General features: G+C 48.8%; 18 protein-coding genes. 7 read left to right on the top strand and 11 right to left on the bottom strand.

The genetic code is table 11. The features are described 5' to 3' along the window. Window positions 1-43 precede the first annotated feature (43 nt). Both BMZ56_RS15910 and BMZ56_RS15905 read right to left on the bottom strand, forming a co-directional pair. Complete coding sequence (locus BMZ56_RS15910; protein WP_090628359.1) at window positions 44-1,429, bottom strand: peptidylprolyl isomerase; 1,386 nt, start codon at window positions 1,427-1,429, stop codon at window positions 44-46. Next, window positions 1,430-2,263 carry a hypothetical protein gene (locus BMZ56_RS15905; RefSeq protein ID WP_143072942.1) on the bottom strand — a complete coding sequence of 278 codons (834 nt, stop codon included), beginning with the start codon at window positions 2,261-2,263 and terminating at the stop codon, window positions 1,430-1,432. Between the two features lie 289 nt (window positions 2,264-2,552). Between BMZ56_RS15905 and BMZ56_RS15900 the strand changes: the two genes are divergently transcribed. The 3 genes from BMZ56_RS15900 (at window position 2,553) to BMZ56_RS15890 (ending at window position 6,113) form a co-directional block, all read left to right on the top strand. Further along, on the top strand, window positions 2,553-3,716 hold the full coding sequence (locus BMZ56_RS15900; protein WP_245893258.1) for a Gfo/Idh/MocA family protein: 1,164 nt from the start codon (window positions 2,553-2,555) through the stop codon (window positions 3,714-3,716). 37 nt (window positions 3,717-3,753) lie between these two features. Further along, window positions 3,754-4,809: a sugar phosphate isomerase/epimerase family protein gene (locus BMZ56_RS15895; RefSeq protein ID WP_090628355.1), complete on the top strand. Its 1,056-nt coding sequence runs from the start codon at window positions 3,754-3,756 to the stop codon at window positions 4,807-4,809. A gap of 182 nt (window positions 4,810-4,991) precedes the next feature. Continuing rightward, window positions 4,992-6,113, top strand: coding sequence for a lactonase family protein (locus BMZ56_RS15890; protein ID WP_218146584.1), 1,122 nt, complete (start codon window positions 4,992-4,994; stop codon window positions 6,111-6,113). Here the strand turns inward: BMZ56_RS15890 and mnhG are convergent. Genes mnhG through BMZ56_RS15855 form a run of 7 tightly spaced genes read right to left on the bottom strand, consistent with a single transcriptional unit; the run spans window position 6,110 to window position 11,841 of the window. Beyond that, a complete protein-coding gene (mnhG, locus tag BMZ56_RS15885) occupies window positions 6,110-6,484 on the bottom strand; it encodes a monovalent cation/H(+) antiporter subunit G (protein WP_090628354.1) in 375 nt (124 codons plus the stop codon). The genes BMZ56_RS15890 and mnhG overlap by 4 nt on opposite strands. Beyond that, complete coding sequence (locus BMZ56_RS15880) at window positions 6,481-6,753, bottom strand: monovalent cation/H+ antiporter complex subunit F (protein WP_090628351.1); 273 nt, start codon at window positions 6,751-6,753, stop codon at window positions 6,481-6,483. Before BMZ56_RS15880 ends, mnhG begins: the two co-directional genes overlap by 4 nt. Beyond that, window positions 6,750-7,226 (bottom strand): Na+/H+ antiporter subunit E, encoded by a 477-nt coding sequence (locus BMZ56_RS15875; RefSeq protein ID WP_090628350.1) that lies wholly within the window; start codon window positions 7,224-7,226, stop codon window positions 6,750-6,752. Before BMZ56_RS15875 ends, BMZ56_RS15880 begins: the two co-directional genes overlap by 4 nt. 11 nt (window positions 7,227-7,237) lie before the next feature. Further along, the gene (locus tag BMZ56_RS15870) at window positions 7,238-8,761 is read right to left on the bottom strand and encodes a proton-conducting transporter transmembrane domain-containing protein (protein WP_090628348.1); all 1,524 of its coding nucleotides are present in this window, start codon (window positions 8,759-8,761) and stop codon (window positions 7,238-7,240) included. Further along, window positions 8,758-9,114, bottom strand: coding sequence for a Na+/H+ antiporter subunit C (locus BMZ56_RS15865; RefSeq protein ID WP_090628347.1), 357 nt, complete (start codon window positions 9,112-9,114; stop codon window positions 8,758-8,760). The genes BMZ56_RS15870 and BMZ56_RS15865 overlap by 4 nt, the downstream gene beginning before the upstream one ends. A gap of 2 nt (window positions 9,115-9,116) precedes the next feature. Continuing rightward, window positions 9,117-9,530 carry a Na+/H+ antiporter subunit B gene (locus tag BMZ56_RS15860; RefSeq protein ID WP_090628345.1) on the bottom strand — a complete coding sequence of 138 codons (414 nt, stop codon included), beginning with the start codon at window positions 9,528-9,530 and terminating at the stop codon, window positions 9,117-9,119. Between the two features lies 1 nt (window position 9,531). Further along, window positions 9,532-11,841, bottom strand: a complete 2,310-nt coding sequence (locus BMZ56_RS15855) for a putative monovalent cation/H+ antiporter subunit A (protein WP_090628344.1) — start codon at window positions 11,839-11,841, stop codon at window positions 9,532-9,534. Between the two features lie 238 nt (window positions 11,842-12,079). On the opposite strand from BMZ56_RS15855, the gene BMZ56_RS15850 reads away from it, so the two are divergent. From BMZ56_RS15850 to BMZ56_RS15840, 3 genes are read left to right on the top strand one after another with little or no spacing between them, the layout of a single operon-like run. Continuing rightward, on the top strand, window positions 12,080-13,039 hold the full coding sequence (locus tag BMZ56_RS15850; protein WP_090628342.1) for a D-2-hydroxyacid dehydrogenase: 960 nt from the start codon (window positions 12,080-12,082) through the stop codon (window positions 13,037-13,039). Window positions 13,040-13,042: 3 nt separating this feature from the next. Further along, entirely contained in the window at window positions 13,043-14,182 is a 1,140-nt protein-coding gene (locus BMZ56_RS15845) for a glycerate kinase (protein ID WP_090628340.1), read from the top strand. A gap of 38 nt (window positions 14,183-14,220) precedes the next feature. Beyond that, window positions 14,221-15,306, top strand: a complete 1,086-nt coding sequence (locus BMZ56_RS15840) for a metallophosphoesterase (RefSeq protein WP_090628339.1) — start codon at window positions 14,221-14,223, stop codon at window positions 15,304-15,306. A gap of 63 nt (window positions 15,307-15,369) precedes the next feature. Here BMZ56_RS15840 and acs read toward each other — a convergent pair whose 3' ends face one another. After that, window positions 15,370-17,328 carry an acetate--CoA ligase gene (gene acs, locus BMZ56_RS15835; protein WP_090628337.1) on the bottom strand — a complete coding sequence of 653 codons (1,959 nt, stop codon included), beginning with the start codon at window positions 17,326-17,328 and terminating at the stop codon, window positions 15,370-15,372. A 71-nt stretch (window positions 17,329-17,399) separates the two neighbouring features. Here acs and BMZ56_RS15830 point away from each other — a divergent pair, with 71 nt between their 5' ends. After that, a complete protein-coding gene (locus tag BMZ56_RS15830; RefSeq protein ID WP_090628336.1) occupies window positions 17,400-18,284 on the top strand; it encodes a UbiA prenyltransferase family protein in 885 nt (294 codons plus the stop codon). 5 nt (window positions 18,285-18,289) lie between these two features. Here the strand turns inward: BMZ56_RS15830 and BMZ56_RS15825 are convergent, their stop codons facing one another. After that, window positions 18,290-19,054 (bottom strand): hypothetical protein, encoded by a 765-nt coding sequence (locus tag BMZ56_RS15825; protein WP_090628334.1) that lies wholly within the window; start codon window positions 19,052-19,054, stop codon window positions 18,290-18,292. Window positions 19,055-19,256 lie beyond the last annotated feature (202 nt).

The raw sequence follows: 19,256 nt of genomic DNA, 5'->3' as shown, positions 1-19,256 counted from the left end.
GCTTTGCAACTTCGCAGTTTCGCCTCTCTGCAACTTCGCACCATCAAAGCTTCGCGACGGTCGTATCCCCCTGTTCTTTCAACCAAATCTTCAGATCATCGCAGTCATGATATTCCTCATTGATGTTGATGAAGGTCACTTTGCGTCGGCCTTCGAACCACTCACTTAATTTGCGATTGATCTTGTCCTGTAGGGCGGCTTCTTTGATTTTGGCGAAGTCCTGTTCGAGATTGGCCTGGTGGGGTGGGGTCCGTGATTTGAGATAAGTAAAGCGGTATCCCGTTTTCCCGGTCCGGTCAGTAAATTCCGCAGGCCGGGAATATTGTCCGGGTTGCAGCGTGTCAATTGCCGTAAAAACCGAAGCATCGAGTTTATCTGCCGGTATCATGGTAGTGCGGCTCTGCTGGTTTTCCATGTTGAGCAGCATACCTCCGTTATATTTCGTTTCCTTATTGTCCGAGTAGAGCGTAGCTGCGGTATAAAAATCAAGTTTATTGTCAACCACGTGCTCATAGATGCTGTCGATGTGTGTTTTGGCACGCGCTAAACTGGCGGCCGTGGGCTTGATTTGTATCAGAACATGCCTTGTGCGGACTTCTTCGCCACGGCGCTCCAATACTTCCAAAAAGTGGAAACCATATTCGGATTCGAATACCGGAGAAAGCTCGCCAGGCTTGAGCCGGAAGGCAACAGCCGAGAACTCTTTAACAAAGCCATCACGGGTATTGAAGCCCAAGTCGCCACCGTACGGAGCTGATCCAGGATCTTGTGAATATAAACGGGCTATCGTCGCAAAATCAGCTCCTTCCGCCACTTGGCGCCGCAAATCTTCGGCACGGTCGCGGAACTGCTGCTTCTCCTCACGGGTAAGCTGCGGAAAGATAACCAACTCGCCTACTTCTACTTCGGTATTGAAATAAGGCAGGCTGTCTGTGTCTAACGACTCAAAATAACGTTTTACTTCAAGGGGAGTCACGTCGATACCCGATACGATATCCTGCTGCATTTTATTGGCTTTCAGTTGCTCATATACGCTCGGGCGCATTTCTTCCTTATATTGGAGCAACGAACGGTTAAGAAACTGTTCGAGCCGTTCCTGTCCGCCCGCTTGGTTGGACATGTAACGCAAGCGGGAATTGATGTTGTCATCCACCTCACCCTCACTCACGTCGATCGAGTCAATAGCGGCTTGCTGAGCCAATAATTTCTGGGTGAGTTGCTGTTGCAGGATGTAACATTTGAAATCTTCGTTGGCTTTATTGCCTTGGGCAAGATATTGAGCATATTGCATCTCGATTTCCGACTGCAGGATGATGTTGGAACCCACTACGGCTGCTACTTTGTCAATTACTTTGGCTTCTTGGGCCCATGCCTGATAGGAAAATGTTACTAGCGTCAAAAACAGAAAAATGCAGCGATTTCTACTCATTTAGTTATATATTTCAATGTTGTTTTTCTTACGGGCATCTGCTACGATGCTCTTTTGCATTTGGTCAACCAAATCTATTTTACGTTTGTTCAAAATCAGGTTGCGGATGTTGTCATAGACCAATGACAACGGCGAGCGCGTGTCCCTGAATTTCGAATCGTGCAAAATTATCAGATATAATTCATTATTTTCAATTATTTCAAAAATTCGCCCGGTACGGCTATAGTTCTCTTCGCCAATACGCGAAAGGGGCAATTTTTTTACTAAATCATGTGCATACCGCCAGGTTGTATCGCGTAGGCTGTATTCCGTTGCATACCGGGCACAATATTTTTCCAGCAAATCCTGTTCTTCGAAATTCGTCGATAAAAACAAACGCTTTACCCGGTCCAATTCAGGTGCATCGGTATGCAACCGAATGTAAGAAACTTTCAATATGGGCTGTTTCAGCATGAATAGCTCCCCACGGGTCGCATAATAGTTACGAACTTCCGTTTCCGTAACCACCGTATCAAGCTTCTGACTCACCAGTGCCTGTTCATATTCATACACGATCAACCCGTTTTTATATTCCTCCACCTGAGCTTCCAGGCGCTTTGTATTGATCGAGATGTTGCGTTGGGCATAATATAATAATGCCTGTTGGCGCAGCCACTGCTCTACGTACGCTTTCACCAACTGAATGCTGTCGTTACCCGTAATACCTGCAGGAACGACCCCTTGCAAATCTTCGGGGTAGAGAAACCGGTCAAACGACCGTGCCAATGGTTTTGGCTTTTCACGGTGGCATGCCATCAGCAACGATGCAAAAAGGACAGCGATTGATATAAACACCCTAACCATCTAGTTTCCAAGCAACACGGCATCATTTTACATAATTCAAGAGGCTAATGTACATATTTGTGGTCAATGGGATGGGATTTTAACCAATTTTAACACAATTTATTCATAAAAGGCGATGGATTCGATTAACGTACGGCGATGATCGTAAAATCTTTCGTGCAACATGTGGTTTTTTGAGCATTAATGCTATTTTTGCGTACCGGCGTTCCAACGCAATTTGGATACGGTAACCAAAGGTAATGCCAACGATAGCAGAAAAGTTAACTAAAATTAGTAAAATATGGTCAATAACAGGGTCAATCGAAAACTAAGAATGGGAATGGTAGGCGGTGGACAGGGTGCTTTCATCGGTGAAGTACATCGCATAGCCGCGCAACTGGATAATCAGATTGAACTGGTTTGTGGTGCGTTTAGTTCGGATGCGGCGAAGTCTAAAGAAAGTGGGCGTTCACTGTTTCTTCCGGAAAACCGGGTGTATGGGAGTTTTCAGGAGATGATTGAACGGGAGCGTGAGTTGCCGGAAGGCGAACGCATGGATTTTGTCAGTATTGTTACGCCGAATCACGTCCACTTCGGGCCGGCAATGCTCGCATTAGAAAGCGGATTTCACGTCGTGTTGGACAAGCCGATGACCTTTGATTTGGCGGAAGCCAAACAACTTAAACAGAAGGTGGATGAGACGGGACTGCTGTTTTTACTGACCCACACGTACGTTGGATATCCGATGGTCAGGCAGGCCAGACAGTTGGTGCGCGACGGTGCCTTGGGCAAAATCCGTAAAATTTATGTGGAATACCCGCAGGGTTGGCTTAGCCGGGAACAGGACAATAGCAACAAGCAGGCCTCCTGGCGTACAGATCCCTCCAAATCAGGCAAAGCCGGCTGCATGGGCGACATTGGCACGCATGCATTGCATCTGGCTGAGTTTATCTCGGGACTGCAGACTACGCAGCTCTGTGCCTCGCTGTATACGTACGTGGAAGGAAGGAAATTGGACGACGATGGCAATGTGCTGTTGCAGTTTGATAACGGTGCAAGTGGGGTGCTGATCGCTTCGCAAGTAGCTGCAGGCGAAGAAAATGCGTTGAAAATCCGCGTCTATGGCGAAAATGGAGGGTTGGAATGGCATCAACAAGAACCCAACACCTTGCAGGTAAGGTGGTTGGATAAACCTACGCAGATCTACCGCGCAAACGGAGCCGGTCTGTCGGCTGAAGCGGCCTCGTTATGCCGTACTCCCGCGGGGCATCCAGAGGGGTATCTCGAAGCCTTTGCTAACCTGTACAAACTGTTTGCAAATGCGTTGCGGGCAAAACTCTCAGGAGAAGAAGACACAGGATACGATTTTCCGTCGGTAGACGACGGTGTTCGCGGAATGGCATTTTTGGATAATGTGGTCAACAGCAGCGAAAGCAATGAAAAGTGGACTCCTTTTACGGTGTGATAAATAGAAAATGATGGTTTTATTTTAATAGACAAAGATGCGGACAATAAAAGGACCGGGGATCTTCCTGGCACAATTTTTAGGCGATCAACCTCCGTTTGATTCTTTTGAGGCAATTTGCCGGTGGGCAAAGGGTTTGGGATTCAAGGGTATTCAGATTCCGACGTGGGCAACCTCGTATTTCGATTTGCAAAAGGCTGCCGAGAGTAAGACGTATGCGGATGAAATTAAAGGGTTGGCAAATGAGATCGGTCTGGAGATCACCGAACTATCTACGCACTTGCAAGGGCAGTTAGTGGCCGTACACCCGGCATACGATCAGCTGTTTGACGGATTTGCACCCGCGCAGTACCACAACAATCCGAAGGCCCGGACCGAGTGGGCGGTGCAGCAACTGAAATACGCCGCTCAGGCGTCTGCCAACCTGGGCTTGAATGCACACGGTACCTTCAGTGGCGCACTCTTATGGCATACGGTTTATCCGTGGCCTCAGCGCCCACAGGGACTAGTGGATACGGGATTTGAAGAATTGGCCAGACGCTGGCGCCCGATACTGGATGTGTTTGATGAGCACGGAGTGGATGTATGCTACGAGATTCACCCAGGCGAAGATCTGCACGACGGCGTAAGCTACGAACGTTTCCTGGAAAAAGTAGATAATCATCCAAGAGCATGCCTATTGTATGATCCCTCACATTTTGTGCTCCAATGCTTAGACTACCTGGCTTACATCGATCATTACCACGAGCGCATCCGGATGTTCCATGTAAAGGATGCAGAGTTCAACCCCACGGGTAAGCAGGGGGTATACGGCGGTTATTCGGGCTGGGTAGAGCGTGCTGGTCGATTCCGTTCGCTTGGCGATGGGCAGGCGGATTTCAAAGCGATATTCAGTAAGCTGACGGCGTACGACTTCGAAGGTTGGGCGGTAATGGAGTGGGAATGTGCCTTGAAGCACCCAGAAGACGGAGCCCGCGAAGGCGCGAGATTCATCCAGGATCACATCATCCGCGTGACGGACAAAACGTTCGACGATTTTGCCGGTGGAGCGGCCGACGAGGCCAGCAATCGACGGCTGTTGGGGATCGACTAGGTAAACTTTCACGGGATGCGCAGGCTTCAGTTTTCTCGCAAAGAAGCAAAGCGGTTTCCTTTGCGTCTTTGCGAGATTTTTAAACGGTTAAGGCCAGCTTCGCAAGCAAACCGGATTTTTGCACGGTACGCCAGAATATCCGCAATTTTTGTTATTATTGATCCTTATTTATCACCCGTTCGATGAAAACAGCTATTACATTTCTCTTACTAGCATTGCCTGCCATGATTTTTGCACAACACCAACCGATTGATCTGTTGATCGGTACCTATACAAATAATGGAAAAAGCCAAGGTATTTATGTATATACTTTCGACCCGGCTACGGGCAGTACTACGCTGAAGAGCATAACGGAGTCCAGAAATCCTTCTTTCCTAGCCATCAGTGCCGATCGGAAGTATGTGTATGCAGCCAATGAAAATGGGGATGGTGAGGGAGCGGCTAGCGCGTATGCCTATGAACAGGCTACCGGAAAGCTTACCTTGCTGAATCAACAGCTGACGGAGGGAGGCGGACCTTGCCACGTAACGACGGATAGCCGCGGTAGCCATGTTGTCATCTCAAACTATGGCGGAGGCAGCGTCAACGTATTCCCCATTGAACATGATGGCAGTCTCGGCCCGATCAAACAGATGATCCAACAAAAGGGAAGTGGCCCGGACAAAAGCAGACAGCAGGCTCCGCATGTACATTCGGCCTTTTTTACGCCCGACCAAACACGTATTTACATACAGGATCTAGGGACGGATAAAATCAATATCTATGATTTCAAACCGACAGGAGGGGGAGATCCGTTGGTTCCGGCGGCGCAGCCTTTTGTAAAAAGTGCTCCGGGTGGCGGTCCGCGGCACATTGCGCAGTCTGCTGATGGCAGTAGGGTGTACCTAGTGCAGGAAATGACAGCCAAAGTGATGGTTTACCGGCAACAGAATGAACGGTTGGAAGCCGTTCAGGAAGTGGAGATGAACGAAGATGGCTTTTCCGGTAAAAATGGTGCGGCCGATATTCACTTATCACCCGATGGCAAATTCCTTTACGCCTCTAATCGCGGAGATGCGAATACGTTGGCTATTTATCGGGTAAACGCGGCAGACGGCACACTCGCTAAAATAGGAAACCAATCGGTGCTGGGAGGTGGACCCCGGAATTTTACGATTTCGCCGGATGGCAAATACCTGTTGGTAGCCAATCAAAACACCGATGAAGTGGTCGTATTTGCGCGCGACCTCGAAACCGGCTTGCTTACGGATACAGGACATCGCATTGCTGTACCTGTACCAGTATGTCTGGTTTTTGTGGACTAGTCGCCCCCTGATTCTTTTCCACTGCCGAGTGTGTGCGTTTCTTTATCGTACATACCCGCGAGATCGTCGCGTACGGTGCCTTTCCATTGCTCCGTACCAATGAAATAGGCCGCCCGGGCAATGAGGTGGGCGGCGACAGGAGCCGTAAGCGTCAGGAAAAAAATAATGGCCAATGCTTTGGTTGTCACGGAAACCTCGTCGGGAAAATAGAACGCTGCACACAGCAGTAACAGTCCGCCACCCAGGGTAGCGGCTTTTACGGTGACGGACAGACGTAGGTAAAAATCTGGCATCCGTAAGATACCGATCGCCGCAATGAGTATGGCCAGCGCACCAATGGTGCATAGAATGCCGATCAAAATTGCTGTCATTTTCTTCCTCTCTTTTCTAAATAATATGCAAAGGCAATCGTGCCCAAAAAAGCAATCAGTGCAAGAATCATCGCCACATCGATAAGGGTCGATTTCTGTGTACTGATACTATATACGGTGATAACGCTTACGCCAATGGTAATTAGCAAATCCAGTGCGACAACACGATCTACCACACTTGGTCCGCGGACCAGCCGGATAAAAACAAGTAACAAGGACAACCCCAGAATGGGCAGAATCACGTAATCTATGTAAGCGCTCAGTGTCATCGTAAGATTTCCAGTAACTTCCGTTCGAAGCCGTCTTTGATTTGCTGGATAAACTGCTCCTTATTTTTTAAATACATAACGTGTATATACAGTACCTTCCGGTCTTCACTCACATCAAGGATCAACGTGCCGGGTGTTAGCGAAATAACCGTGGAAAGCAAGTTGATTTCGACCTCACTTTTTGCGTTCATCGGGTATTTGACAATTCCCGGTTTCATAAAAAATTTCGGAGTTACCATATCGTAGGCAACCTGTATGTTGGCCTTGATCATTTCGTAGAGAAAATACAGGAAAAACCCAATGATTTTTGGTACTCGCGTAAAATAGCGGTGATCGCTCTCGTTGCGATTCATCAACCACATTAGGAAAAATCCGACAGCAAAACCAAACAGGAAGTTGGTGTAGTATAGCACCCCCGTCAAGGCTACCCAAATAAAGGCAAGCAAGAGATTCATCAAAAATTGTTTGACCATGATATCCTATATTAGGGTGATACATTCGTTCCTAAAACAGCTTCGACATACGGCGAAGGATCTTTCATCTCACGTGCGATATGCTGAACCACCAACGTGATGTTTTCCGCCCCCAAACCAATATATAGGGTAATCGCCGCTAAAAAGGCGATGGGAGTGACCAATAATGCTTTCCGAAAACGGGTCATGGGCTTGAAATCGTCGGTAAGTAGTTCCTCGCCGGTTGCGGTTGTCTGATCCTTCCAAAAAACCTTCGCCCACAGATTAGTAATTACATACAGCGTAGCAAAACTGCCGATGATAATGGCTCCGATCAGTAGGTAGTGATGGTCCATAAACCCCGCCTCAAACAAGTAAATTTTTGGCCAGAATCCAGATAGGGGTGGTATACCCACTAGCGAGAATAATACAATGGCCATCAATAAGGAAAGCAGTGGATATTCCGCATAAAGTCCACCCAGCTTATCCATGTTCATCGTGCCACGCAGTTTCCGGATGAGGCCGGCGATGAGAAAGCTGTTCGTCTTAACCAAGATGTCGTGAAACAGGTAAAATAACGCCCCGGTAAGGGCAATTTCTGAATACATGCCCAATCCGCCTATCATGAAACCGATGTGGCAGACAATGAGGTATGAGAATACGCGCCGGATGTTGTTTTTGATAACCGCACCGAATGTGCCGGTCAGAATGGTAAATATGGCTAGCACTATCAATAACGTGCTGAGAAAGTCATCCGGGATGAAGATCAGTGTGAAAATACGGAACAACGCATAAATGCCCACTTTGGTCAATAAGCCGCCAAATACTGCGGCTACGGCCGACGGGGGGGTATGATAGGAGGAGGGGAGCCAGAAATATAGCGGGAATACGGCGGATTTGATGCCGAATCCGATCACAAAAAAAATGGCAGTGATATCCACCAGCTTGCGGTTTTCCAGTGCGCCGATTTTCAGGGATAAGTCGGCCATATTGAGCGTGCCCGTAATGCCGTACAAAATACCGATGCCGGTAAGAAAAAATGTCGAAGCCAGGATGTTCATCGCCATGTATTTGACCGAACCCTCGATCTGCGCTTTTCTGCCTCCTAACGTCATGAGTACAAACGACGCGATGATGATCACCTCAAACCATACATAGAGATTGAAAATATCCCCCGTAAGGAATGCGCCGTTAAGCCCCATCAGCAAAAAATGGAAGATGGGAAAATAGCCGTATAACATCCGCCCGCGTGCGACACCTGTAGCCGAATACAGCGATACGGCAAATCCGGAAAACGAAGTGAGCAAGACCATGCTGCTGCTGAATACATCTGCAACGAAGGAGATGCCAAAAGGTGCATCCCAGCCGGCAGCCTGCAGGGTAAGAATGCCGCCGGTCCATACCTTGGCAAAGAGCTCGATGGATACCCCCATCGCAACCACGCTGCCCATGATGCTGATGACGCGCTGCGATACGGTTTTCCGCCAAAAGAATAGTGTTACGATGGCGGTAAACAAGTGGACGAGTACCGGAAAAATAAGTGTGTTGTCTGTCATATGTCTTCTTCCTCCGGTGTATTCAAATCGTCGAGGTCATCCGAATTGACCAACACATAAACACGTTTTAACAAAACGATAGCAAATGCCTGTAGTCCGAAACTGATGACAATGGCCGTCAGAATTAACGCCTGTGGGACGGGATCGGCATACACATCGGTAAACAGTTTGGCAGCGGTATCAATGACGGGCGGCTTTCCTTTGGTAATCCCTCCGAGTAGAAAAATCAAGAGATTGGCTCCATTGCCTAGTAGCGTAAGCCCGATCAACAGTTTAACCATACTCCTGCGGAGAAGCATGAAAATGCCCGAAGCGTACAGAATGCCGATTAAAAGGACCAGTACAATTTCCATGCTTATTCGCTGTATTGAGAAATGGTAAACAAAATGGTGAGTACCACTCCGACAACCACCAGGTATACCCCCAGATCAAAAAATAACGCCGAACCGACCATGCCGATTACCGGCAGGGGTTCTTCCAGCCACAGCCCCGTCATGACCGGCTGGCCACCCAGCATCGGAGCAAACATACTGAGTGCCGCCAACCCAAGACCTACCGGAATTAATGAGCCCGGGTGGATACGGAGCAGTCGCAGCGTGGCATCGGTGCCGTGAGTAAAGCTATGCAATACAAAGGCGATAGAAGCGATAAGTCCACCTACAAATCCACCACCGGGGTGGTAATGACCCCGTAGTAGCAGAAATATGGAAAAGAGCAGCAAAATGGGCAGCAGGTAATTGGAGGCGGTTTTTAAAATGGTGCTGTTCATATTATTCTTTTTCCGATGCGTTAAGCCTTAATTTCAATAAACTGAATACGCCGATGGCCGCAATGCTCAGCACTACAATTTCAAATAGCGTATCGAACCCCCTGAAATCGACGAGGATTACGTTGACCACGTTTTTGCCTTTGGCCAGCGTATAGGCATTGTCTCCGTAGAAACGGCTTACCGCTCCGTCAAAAGGCTGGTTCAGCACTTGGATGGCGATCAGCGAAATCACGGCACCGAATGCCGAGGCAACCGTCCAATCGCGTATTCGGGTCAAGCGATTGGCCAAATTGAGAAAAGGAGGAAGCCTGAAGAGTACCAACACGAATAACACCACGGTGAGTGTATCAATGGAAAATTGGGTCATTGCCAGATCGGGTGCACTGTAGAATACAAACTGGAGACAGATGCAGTAACCGATGACGCTGGTGGCTACTACCGCCGTAAGTCGTGATGAGGTGGTGACCGCCAGGAATATGGCTGCAATGAGAATCGCCGCCACAATGATTTCGTACACGCTGACAGGAGAAAGTTGATCCAATGTCAAGCGAATCGGTCCGCCGGTAAACAGCCGGAAGGCGAGCAGCAAGACGGCAAACACGATAATACGTAGCAAATATACCCGCAAAAAGCCATTGTGAAGGGTGTGCGTATAACGACGGGAGAATGCTTTTGAATACTGGGCAACCTTGCCGAAGAGATGGCGGGGCGACCAAGCGTTGAATCGTTCGATCGAAGCCAAGCTTCGCTGGGAAGGTTTTCGTATAACATACAGCAACACACCGGACACCAACGTAATACCGCTGAGTAGCAACACCGTATTGAAGCCATGCCAGATTTTCAGCGAAGTACCGATGGGCGCCTGCAGCATCGCATGGGCCGCAGGGTTTAATAACGCATCGTCTGCCAGAAAAGGGAGGCAGCCAAATAACAGGCCCAACAACGCCAATACCAAGGGGGCGCCCCACATCAGGGCATTTGGCAGATGGACCTGCGTGAGATTTTGTGGAAGCGGACCGGTAAATGGTTTAATCCCTGCGAGAAAACCTGCATACAGTACCAGGACATTGGTAAGTAGCGCAAGGGCGGTAAGGACGATGGGTAACACACCCACCGTGTGTAGCGTCGCTTCATAAATCAGGTCTTTGCCGATGAAGCCAAAGGTAAGCGGGACACCCGCACTCGATAACGCAGCCAGTATCCCGGCAATGGAAAGCGGCCACAACACCTTGCGTAAGCCCGACAGCCGGGTGACATCACGGGTGCCTGTCTCGTGATCAATCACTCCCGTGGTAAGAAATAGCGAAGCTTTGTATAACGCATGCACGAGGATAAATACCGATGCCGCCAGTAACGATTCGGGGGTGCCGATGCCGATGAGAAAGACCAGTATGCCTAATGCAGCGATGGTTGAGTAAGCCAATATGGCTTTCAGATCCGTCCGGAACAGGGAATGGAAAGCGCTGTAAAGCATGGTGACGCCACCGATGATGACCAGTGGGTACATCCAGTAATCTGTGCCGCCCAACACGGGGTTGAGACGGGCCAGCAGGTATATGCCCGCTTTCACCATCGTGGCCGAATGCAAATAAGCCGACACCGGCGTAGGGGCTTTCATCGCCCCCGGCAACCAGAAATGGAAAGGAAATTGGGCCGATTTCGTAAATGCACCGGCAAACACCAGTGCCAATATCCATCCATATAAGGCATGGCCTTTCAGGTACTCGTTTGCACCGAGCATTTCCTGGATGGAATAGCTGCCCGATAGGTGGCCCATCAAAATCAAGCCGGCCATCAATAAGAATCCACCACCGCCCGTAATTCCTAATGCAATCAATGAGCTTTTGCGCGAGTCGGCATTGTCGTTGTTGAAACCGATCAGGAAAAAGGAACTGATGCTGGTAAGTTCCCAGAAGATGAACAGCAGTAGTACATTGTCGGCGAGAACCAAACCTAGCATCGCCGCCATGAACAAACTCAGGTAGGCATAGAAACGATCAAGGTAACGGTGGCCCTTAAGATAGGGCGCGGCGTATAGAAATACCAGCGAACCGATGCCGGTAATCAATAAGCTGAAAAGAAGGGAGAGCCCATCTAAATGGAAATCAAGATTGATTCCCAGGGACGGGACCCACGGGTAGTGAAAGGTAATATGTCCACCGTCGCGGATAGTTGGAATAAAACTGGCAAAGTAAGCAAACAGGGCAATCGGTAAAAATGATACGCAAATGGAGAGTCTGTCCTTGAGGTACTTACCAAATGGAATGTATAAAATGGATACAATCAAACCCGACAAAACCGCTGCTAACATCTGCCTTTTTTTAGTTGAACGGTCACTAAAATATATAAATTCTGCCAATGGTATTGCTTAAAATTTGAAAAAATAATAAGGATTCGCTTTGATCCGCAACGCAACCGTAACGCTCGCTCTCCTCATGCCATAAGGTTGCTTATACGTATCAAAGCGAAATTCCGGGAAAAAACAGAAGCAATGTATCGCAATTGAAAAGTTCTTCTTATTATTGAGCTATCAAAACAAAATACCTGAAATGAATTTAGTAGTATTAGATGGCCATACGTTAAATCCGGGTGACTTAAGCTGGGACGATCTACAACAACAGGGGGAGCTGACGGTTTATGACCGTACTTCTGTGGCGGAGATTGCGGAACGGGCTAAAGACGCAGATGCGATATTTACCAACAAGGTACCACTGAATGCCGACACGTTGGAAAAGCTTCCCAAATTGCGCTATATAGGCGTGTTAGCCACCGGGTATAACATCATCGATGTAGCCGTTGCCAGGCAACGAGGCATCGTGGTAACCAATGTTCCGGGATACGGTACAAACTCTGTGGTACAGCTAACATTCGCACTCTTATTGGAATTGTGTCAGCGCGTACAGCGCCACAGCGATAGCGTATCGAAAGGCAAGTGGTCCCAATCGCCCGATTTCTGTTTTTGGGAGTACCCCTTGGTGGAACTTTCAGGAAAGACATTGGGTATCATAGGATTTGGTGATATCGGACAGCAGGTGGCCGATGTGGCATCGGCTTTCGGTATGAAGGTGTTGGGATATAGCCGTATCCAAACCGACCAATCTCACCGACGGAATTTCAGTTGGGCCCAATTAGATGAGTTGTTGGAGCAGTCGGACGTAGTAAGCATCCATTGTCCGCTTACACCGCAAACTAAGGGATTAATTCATGCGGGAACGTTGGCTAAAATGAAAGAAAGTGCCTTTCTGCTGAATACATCAAGAGGTCCGATTATCGTAGAAAAAGACCTTGCGGACGCACTGAAGCGGGGGCAACTGGCCGGCGCCGGACTGGATGTGCTCTCGACTGAGCCACCTCCTTCGGATCATCCGTTGTTTGGTATCGAAAATTGCCTCATTACGCCCCATATTGCCTGGGCTACCCGCGAGGCGCGAAGCCGTATGATGGGAATGGTGGTGTCGAACTTGGTGGGATACCTCCAAGGTCAACCAATCCATGTTGTCAATACCTAAATCATGCATGTCCTCATCGCGCCCAATGCGTTCAAACATGCCTTAAATGCGCAGGAAGCGGCTTTAGCTATCCAAGCAGGTATCGAAGCCAGCAAACTGACGTGCAGCTGCGAATGTTTTCCCATCGGGGATGGCGGCAACGGTACCTGCAGACTGATTATGGATCGGTTGAATGGTCGTACGGTAGACGTAGTGGTTGATGACCCTTTGGGCAGACCTGTGACAGCTTCCTTTGGATTGATAGATAGTGGGCACACGGCTGTGATTGAAATGGCTGATGCGTCGGGATTGCACCTGATACAGGAAAAAGAACTCGACCCCCTACATGCCAACTCGTATGGAACCGGGCAATTGATTACGGCCGCGCTGGACCACGGCGCTCGCAAAATCATTATCGGCATGGGCGGGTCAGCGACCGTAGACGGAGGAAGCGGTATATTGGCAGCACTCGGTGTCCGGTTTTTGGATGAGGCGGGTAACGTGATCAAAGATCTTCCTTTCGGGCTTTCGCAGTTGCATGCGCTGGATGGCACCGCATTAGACAGTCGATTAGCCGATTGCGAAATCACTGTATTGTGTGATGTAGACAACCCCTTGCTGGGAGAAAATGGAGCTGCCGCCGTATTCGGGCCACAAAAGGGTGCTACGGCCGAGATGGTAGCGCAGTTGGAAGAACGATTGCGGCGCTTGGCGGCAGTCGTACGATCTGCAATGGGGCGCGATATTGCTGCTGTTCCGTCGGGTGGCGTAGCGGGCGGTGCCAGTGCAGGCGTGGCCGGGCTGCTGGATGCTCGGTTGGTGAATGGCATTGATTATTTTTTGCAACTGACACGATTTGACGATTCGCTATCAAAAAGCCAGCTCGTTATCACGGGTGAGGGAAGTATAGACGGCCAAACTCTGCAGGGAAAGGGGCCTTACGGCGTAGCGAAACGAGCAAAGCAACTAGGCGTGCCGGTGATCGGACTGGCCGGCAGGGTGCCTGCTCAGATAGCAGAAGAATTGAATGATTATTTTGATTTGCTGTTACCGATTGGGAACGCGCCGACCACACTGGCTGAAGCCTTGCCACTTACGGATGTGAACCTTACGCGTACGGCGTTACAGCTTGGTAACTTGATAGCGGCATTAAAAATTAACTGATACATTGATATTTTGGAAACCAATTATCTTTTATAATCATGCGTAATCTTTATTTCATCCGGCTCATTGCCGTTGTTTTCATCGCCTTTTCGAGCATCGCCGGCAGGGCTCAGGCGCCTTCTTTTCAGCCGCCGGCATTAAGCAACCCCGATTCCTGGTCGTTGGTGCTGCTACCCGATCCACAAAGCTACGTCAAGTTTGAACGCAACCAAGGAATCCTGGAATTGATGACCGGCTGGATCAGTGAGCAGATCGAGCCATTGAATATCGGTATGGTATTATGCACAGGTGATTTGGTGGAGCATAACGACTGGCTGAATCCGAATGGAACGCAGGGGAATCAAGCCGGTAAAGAGCAATGGGAAGCGGTGGCGGGTGCATTTAGCCGATTGGATGGTAAGGTTCCCTATATCGCCGCGACAGGCAATCATGATTATGGCGTAAAAAGTATCGAATACCGTCGGACGAATTATAACCACTACTTTCCGGTGGATAAAAATCCCTTATCGCAGCGTTTATTACGCGATGCAGGGATTGACAACGAAGGATATCCCTCGTTGACCAATGCAACCTATGAGTTTATGAGCCCCCATGGTCGCAAATTTCTGTTCATGGTGCTCGAGTTCGCCCCAAGGGATACCGTGCTCCGTTGGGCATTGAAAACTATCAATGAAGAAAAATATGCGGAGCACACGGTTGTTCTATTGACGCATTCTTACCTCAATTCCGACAGTGAACACATTGTCAAGGAAGGATACCCCATTACCGATGGGAATTACGGCGCTGCTGTTTGGGAGAAATTGGTGAAGCCCTCCAAAAATATTCAATTGGTATTCAGTGGGCATATCGGCAAACCCGATGATATTTTGGGGCACATCGGATTCCGGACGGATACCAACGCCGCGGGCAAACGCGTACAACAAATGGTGTTCAATGCGCAGGCATTAGGGGGTGGATGGCACGGAAACGGAGGAGATGGCTGGTTGCGTTACCTGGAATTTTTGCCGGACGGAAAGACGATTAAGGTGAGGACGTTTTCACCTTTATTTGCGATCTCTCCAGCTACACGGCAACTAGCATGGCGTACCGCCGAATATGACCAGTTTACGTTTGAGTTGGATTAGGGAGGATTAGGGAATAAGAAAGAATGAACACGGATGGAGTAGAGTCATCCGTGTTCAAAATAATTAAGACCTCAATTTCTCTGCCCCAGCTTTGATTTCATCTACCACGCCCGGGTCAAGCAACGTTGTCGTATCGCCTAGGTTGGAGGTATCCCCTTCGGCAATTTTCCGTAAGATACGGCGCATGATTTTTCCCGAACGGGTTTTGGGTAGCCCACTGACAAACTGAATCTTATCGGGTTTGGCAATAGCGCCGATGATGCGGCTGACCGTTTGATTGATGTCCCGGCGGGTTAAATCTTCATCAACATGGTGCCCGGAAGCGATCACGTATGCGTAAATACCCTGGCCTTTGACCGGATGCGGATAGCCGACAATCGCCGATTCAATTACGTCGCTGTGCATGTTAATGGCATTTTCCAGCTCTGCCGTGCCGATGCGATGACCGGATACGTTTAATACGTCGTCTACGCGCCCGGTGATGCGGTAATATCCATCTTCATTACGCAAACAACCGTCCCCAGTGAAATACATGTTTTCATAGGCCGAAAAGTATGTCTGCCGGCAACGTTCGTGATCGCCATACGTGGTACGGATCATTCCCGGCCACGGAAATTTGATGCAGAGATTCCCACTCACATCATTGCCCTGTAGTTCCTTTCCATTTTCATCCACCAGTACGGGCTGTACACCGGGAAGTGGAAGCATAGCGTAGCTGGGGATGGTAGGCGTAACACCGGCAATGGGCGAAATCAGGATACCGCCATTTTCGGTTTGCCACCACGTATCTACGATGGGGGCTTTCCCTTTTCCGATTTTTTCGTTGTACCAATTCCAAGCTTCTTCATTGATCGGTTCGCCCACACTGCCGAGCTTGCGGATACTGCTCAGGTCTTTTGAGTCAACATATTCGTCGCCTGCGGCCATTAGCGAGCGGATTGCAGTCGGCGCTGTATAGAGTATATTTACTTTGTGTTTATCCACAATGTCCCAGAAACGCCCAGCATCGGGCCAGGTAGGTATGCCTTCAAACATCAATGAAGTTGCACCCTGGGATAGGGGACCATAGATGATATACGAATGCCCGGTGATCCATCCGATATCGGCAGTACAGAAATAAACTTCGTCCGGTTGGTATTGAAACACATTGGCAAAGGTATACCCCGTATAAACCATATAGCCGCCGCAGGTATGTACCACTCCCTTGGGCTTGCCGGTAGATCCGGAAGTATAGAGAATGAACAGCATATCTTCGGCATCCATTTCTTCAGCGGGACAGGCCGGGTTGCCTTGGGTCTCCACTTTTTTAATTTCATCTTCCCACCATACATCGCGGCCTTTGATCATCGATACCGGTGTGCGGGTGCGGGTAAGTACGATGACGCGGTCTACGGATTTGCATTGTACCAATGCATCGTCGACGATGTTTTTTAATTCAATGGTTTTGGTGCCCCGGAAACCACCATCCGAGGTGATGACCAAGCGGCAGCCCGTGTCGTTGATGCGGTCGGCGATCGATTGTGCAGAAAACCCGCCGAAGACCACGGAATGAATCGCACCGATACGGGCACAGGCGAGTACCGCAATGACCAACTCGGGCACCATAGGCAGGTAAATGCACACGCGGTCGCCCTTACGAACGCCGTTGTTTTTGAGTACGTTGGAAAATTGCTCTACCTTTTCAAGCAGTTGCTTGTAGGTAAGCACCCGATGGGCCTCGTTGGGATCATTGGGCTCCCATACGATGGCAGGCTTATCACCCAATTGGTAAATGTGCCGATCGAGGCAGTTTTCGGTAATGTTGAGCCGAGCACCTTCAAACCATTTGATCTTGGGTTCCTTGAAATTCCAGTCCAATACACGGTTCCATTTGCGCCTCCAGTAAAAATGTTCTGCGATTCCCGCCCAAAATTCCTCAGGTTTTTCTACACTCTCTTGGTAAACCCGTTGGTATTCCTCAAATGACTTGATTTGTAAATCCATGTTTAGTTTAACTTTTTTATGTGTTATTTTGTTGGACACATTGGCCTACTTTTGGTTTTAAACGCTGGCTAATTTACGTACTTTTTGTAAAAAAGAGAATTTTCTGCCAAATGCTGCGGAATTACTTACAACGAACCGTAGACACCTTATTGTTTAGTAATGTGTTTATTGCTGCTTGTGCAGTCGCTCAGGGGGGATTGACCTATCTATTGCTGTCATTGCCCTTTAAGAGCGAAGTGTTGATTATATTAGGGTGCTCCACCTTGGCACTTTACAATTTCAGCATGATACTAGCCAAGCCGCCACATCCAGACAAATCACGTTTTCGACGTGTTCGATGGGTATTTAAGCACGAGCGCTCGCTTTGGGTCTGGACAGGTATTGCGGTGGCAGTATTACTGGTATTAGGGTTGAGGCTTCACCTGCCTTCGTTTTTGTTGCTTGGCATTATGGGAGCGATGGGGGTTGCCTATAACCTTCCCGTTCTTCCGATCCCCGGAAAACAACGCTGGGCAGGATTGCGGCAGATCACGGGACTGAAACTGTTTTACATCGGGTTGATGTGGGCTATGAGCAATGTACTGCTTCCAGTAGCCGAGGCTTACCACGATGGATTTGCAATTGACGTAGGACAAGTCGCTCAATTGTTGGGGTGGGTGTTTTTATTTGTCTTGGCTATCACGATTCCTTTTGATATCCGTGATATTTATCAGGATAGATACTATGGACTGAAAACCATACCTATCATGGTCGGTGAGCACAAGGCGTTGGCGTTATCTGCTGTCTTATTGGTTTTACATGCTGGTTGGGTCTGGATAAGCGGGTATCCGTTGCAAGTTCGTCTCGCACTGTCGATCACTTCCCTGTTTTGCTTGGTTATGATTTTGTTTCCACCGGTTAAAAAAAATGAATACTATTATTTTTTTATATTGGATGGAATGATGGCCCTTCAGTTTTTGGCAGTATGGGTAGGGTATTGCAACTGGTTCACATAAAACACTTACAAAAGTAATACTTCCGCAATCCCCAATGGATTTCCTGATTTTTCGGACAAAGGATATACTCCCGTCAATGATTGCTCGAAAAAAAGAGCTCCCAGCAACACAATCAATGAAGTGCTCGATGTGGATTCCGGAATGGACAGCGCAAATGTTAGCAGTTCGGCTGCACGATGAAGCGGCAATATATCTCCGGTTGCATAAGCTAATGCAGGATAGCCTTCGTCGATTTGGCTAAAATCTATGGGAAGCCCGGCCGCCACCCATTGGAAATGCGTCGCTTTTTTCGGTGCCACGACGCCTACCTTGGGATAAAACGGCGGAATAGTAACCTGCAAAAGGTTTGTGGCGAGGTCTGCTTGTATCGTGTAATCAACTAGTACCGTTTCATGTAACGGAGCTGCCGCATTGAAATCAAAATTACGAAGCATGCGGGTGTGTTGTGGAAGGATGTTCCTTTCGCCGCGTAGATGATCACCGTCTGCTTTCACCACGCGTAACATCCGACTGTGCAACCGGTTCGTTAGTGTGCTGTCTGGGCAGTGAAGGCATAACGGGCGTAGCGAATTGCGCAAGTATTTGGCGGCCTGCACGGCACGGCCAAATTCGGCGGCATTTTCGCGGCTTCGCTGGAAAGAGGGATCTTTGGCAATTCGGGCCGGGTCTATGCCGGTGGATACACGTGCTTGATAACCCCTGTCATTTTTGTAGAAAGTCAGGTCTCCGACCCGTCCTTTTAGTTTGATGATACTTTCTTGTTCTGCCATGATTTTGCTATTTGTTGGTACAAAGTTAGGCAGGTGTGTTGAGTCGCTTGTCGCGAAAGGGTACAAAATGACGCTATTGTCGCGAAATGTCGCTTTTTGTATGTTTTTGTCGCTTTACAGATTCGGTAGCCTAAATGGGGATCGGTAGGTAGCTATTATTCGCAGGTAAGTCGGCAACTGGTCCTGCGTGAAGCCTTCGAAA

The sequence above is a fragment of the Parapedobacter indicus genome, assembly GCF_900113765.1.
Classification (GTDB): Bacteria; Bacteroidota; Bacteroidia; order Sphingobacteriales; family Sphingobacteriaceae; genus Parapedobacter; species Parapedobacter indicus.
The sequence above is the reverse complement of the archived record's forward strand: the minus strand, read 5'-3'. Positions and strand labels throughout refer to the sequence as shown.

Bases quoted from the DNA above. Each gene is read 5' to 3' on its own strand.
- BMZ56_RS15910 (WP_090628359.1), bottom strand. From the start codon at position 1,429: ATGAGTAGAAATCGCTGCATTTTTCTGTTTTTGACGCTAGTAACATTT.
- BMZ56_RS15900 (WP_245893258.1), top strand. From the start codon at position 2,553: ATGGTCAATAACAGGGTCAATCGAAAACTAAGAATGGGAATGGTAGGC.
- BMZ56_RS15895 (WP_090628355.1), top strand. From the start codon at position 3,754: ATGCGGACAATAAAAGGACCGGGGATCTTCCTGGCACAATTTTTAGGC.
- BMZ56_RS15890 (WP_218146584.1), top strand. From the start codon at position 4,992: ATGAAAACAGCTATTACATTTCTCTTACTAGCATTGCCTGCCATGATT.
- mnhG (WP_090628354.1), bottom strand. From the start codon at position 6,484: ATGACAGCAATTTTGATCGGCATTCTATGCACCATTGGTGCGCTGGCC.
- BMZ56_RS15880 (WP_090628351.1), bottom strand. From the start codon at position 6,753: ATGACACTGAGCGCTTACATAGATTACGTGATTCTGCCCATTCTGGGG.
- BMZ56_RS15875 (WP_090628350.1), bottom strand. From the start codon at position 7,226: ATGGTCAAACAATTTTTGATGAATCTCTTGCTTGCCTTTATTTGGGTA.
- BMZ56_RS15870 (WP_090628348.1), bottom strand. From the start codon at position 8,761: ATGACAGACAACACACTTATTTTTCCGGTACTCGTCCACTTGTTTACC.
- BMZ56_RS15865 (WP_090628347.1), bottom strand. From the start codon at position 9,114: ATGGAAATTGTACTGGTCCTTTTAATCGGCATTCTGTACGCTTCGGGC.
- BMZ56_RS15860 (WP_090628345.1), bottom strand. From the start codon at position 9,530: ATGAACAGCACCATTTTAAAAACCGCCTCCAATTACCTGCTGCCCATT.
- BMZ56_RS15855 (WP_090628344.1), bottom strand. From the start codon at position 11,841: ATGTTAGCAGCGGTTTTGTCGGGTTTGATTGTATCCATTTTATACATT.
- BMZ56_RS15850 (WP_090628342.1), top strand. From the start codon at position 12,080: ATGAATTTAGTAGTATTAGATGGCCATACGTTAAATCCGGGTGACTTA.
- BMZ56_RS15845 (WP_090628340.1), top strand. From the start codon at position 13,043: ATGCATGTCCTCATCGCGCCCAATGCGTTCAAACATGCCTTAAATGCG.
- BMZ56_RS15840 (WP_090628339.1), top strand. From the start codon at position 14,221: ATGCGTAATCTTTATTTCATCCGGCTCATTGCCGTTGTTTTCATCGCC.
- BMZ56_RS15830 (WP_090628336.1), top strand. From the start codon at position 17,400: ATGCTGCGGAATTACTTACAACGAACCGTAGACACCTTATTGTTTAGT.
- BMZ56_RS15825 (WP_090628334.1), bottom strand. From the start codon at position 19,054: ATGGCAGAACAAGAAAGTATCATCAAACTAAAAGGACGGGTCGGAGAC.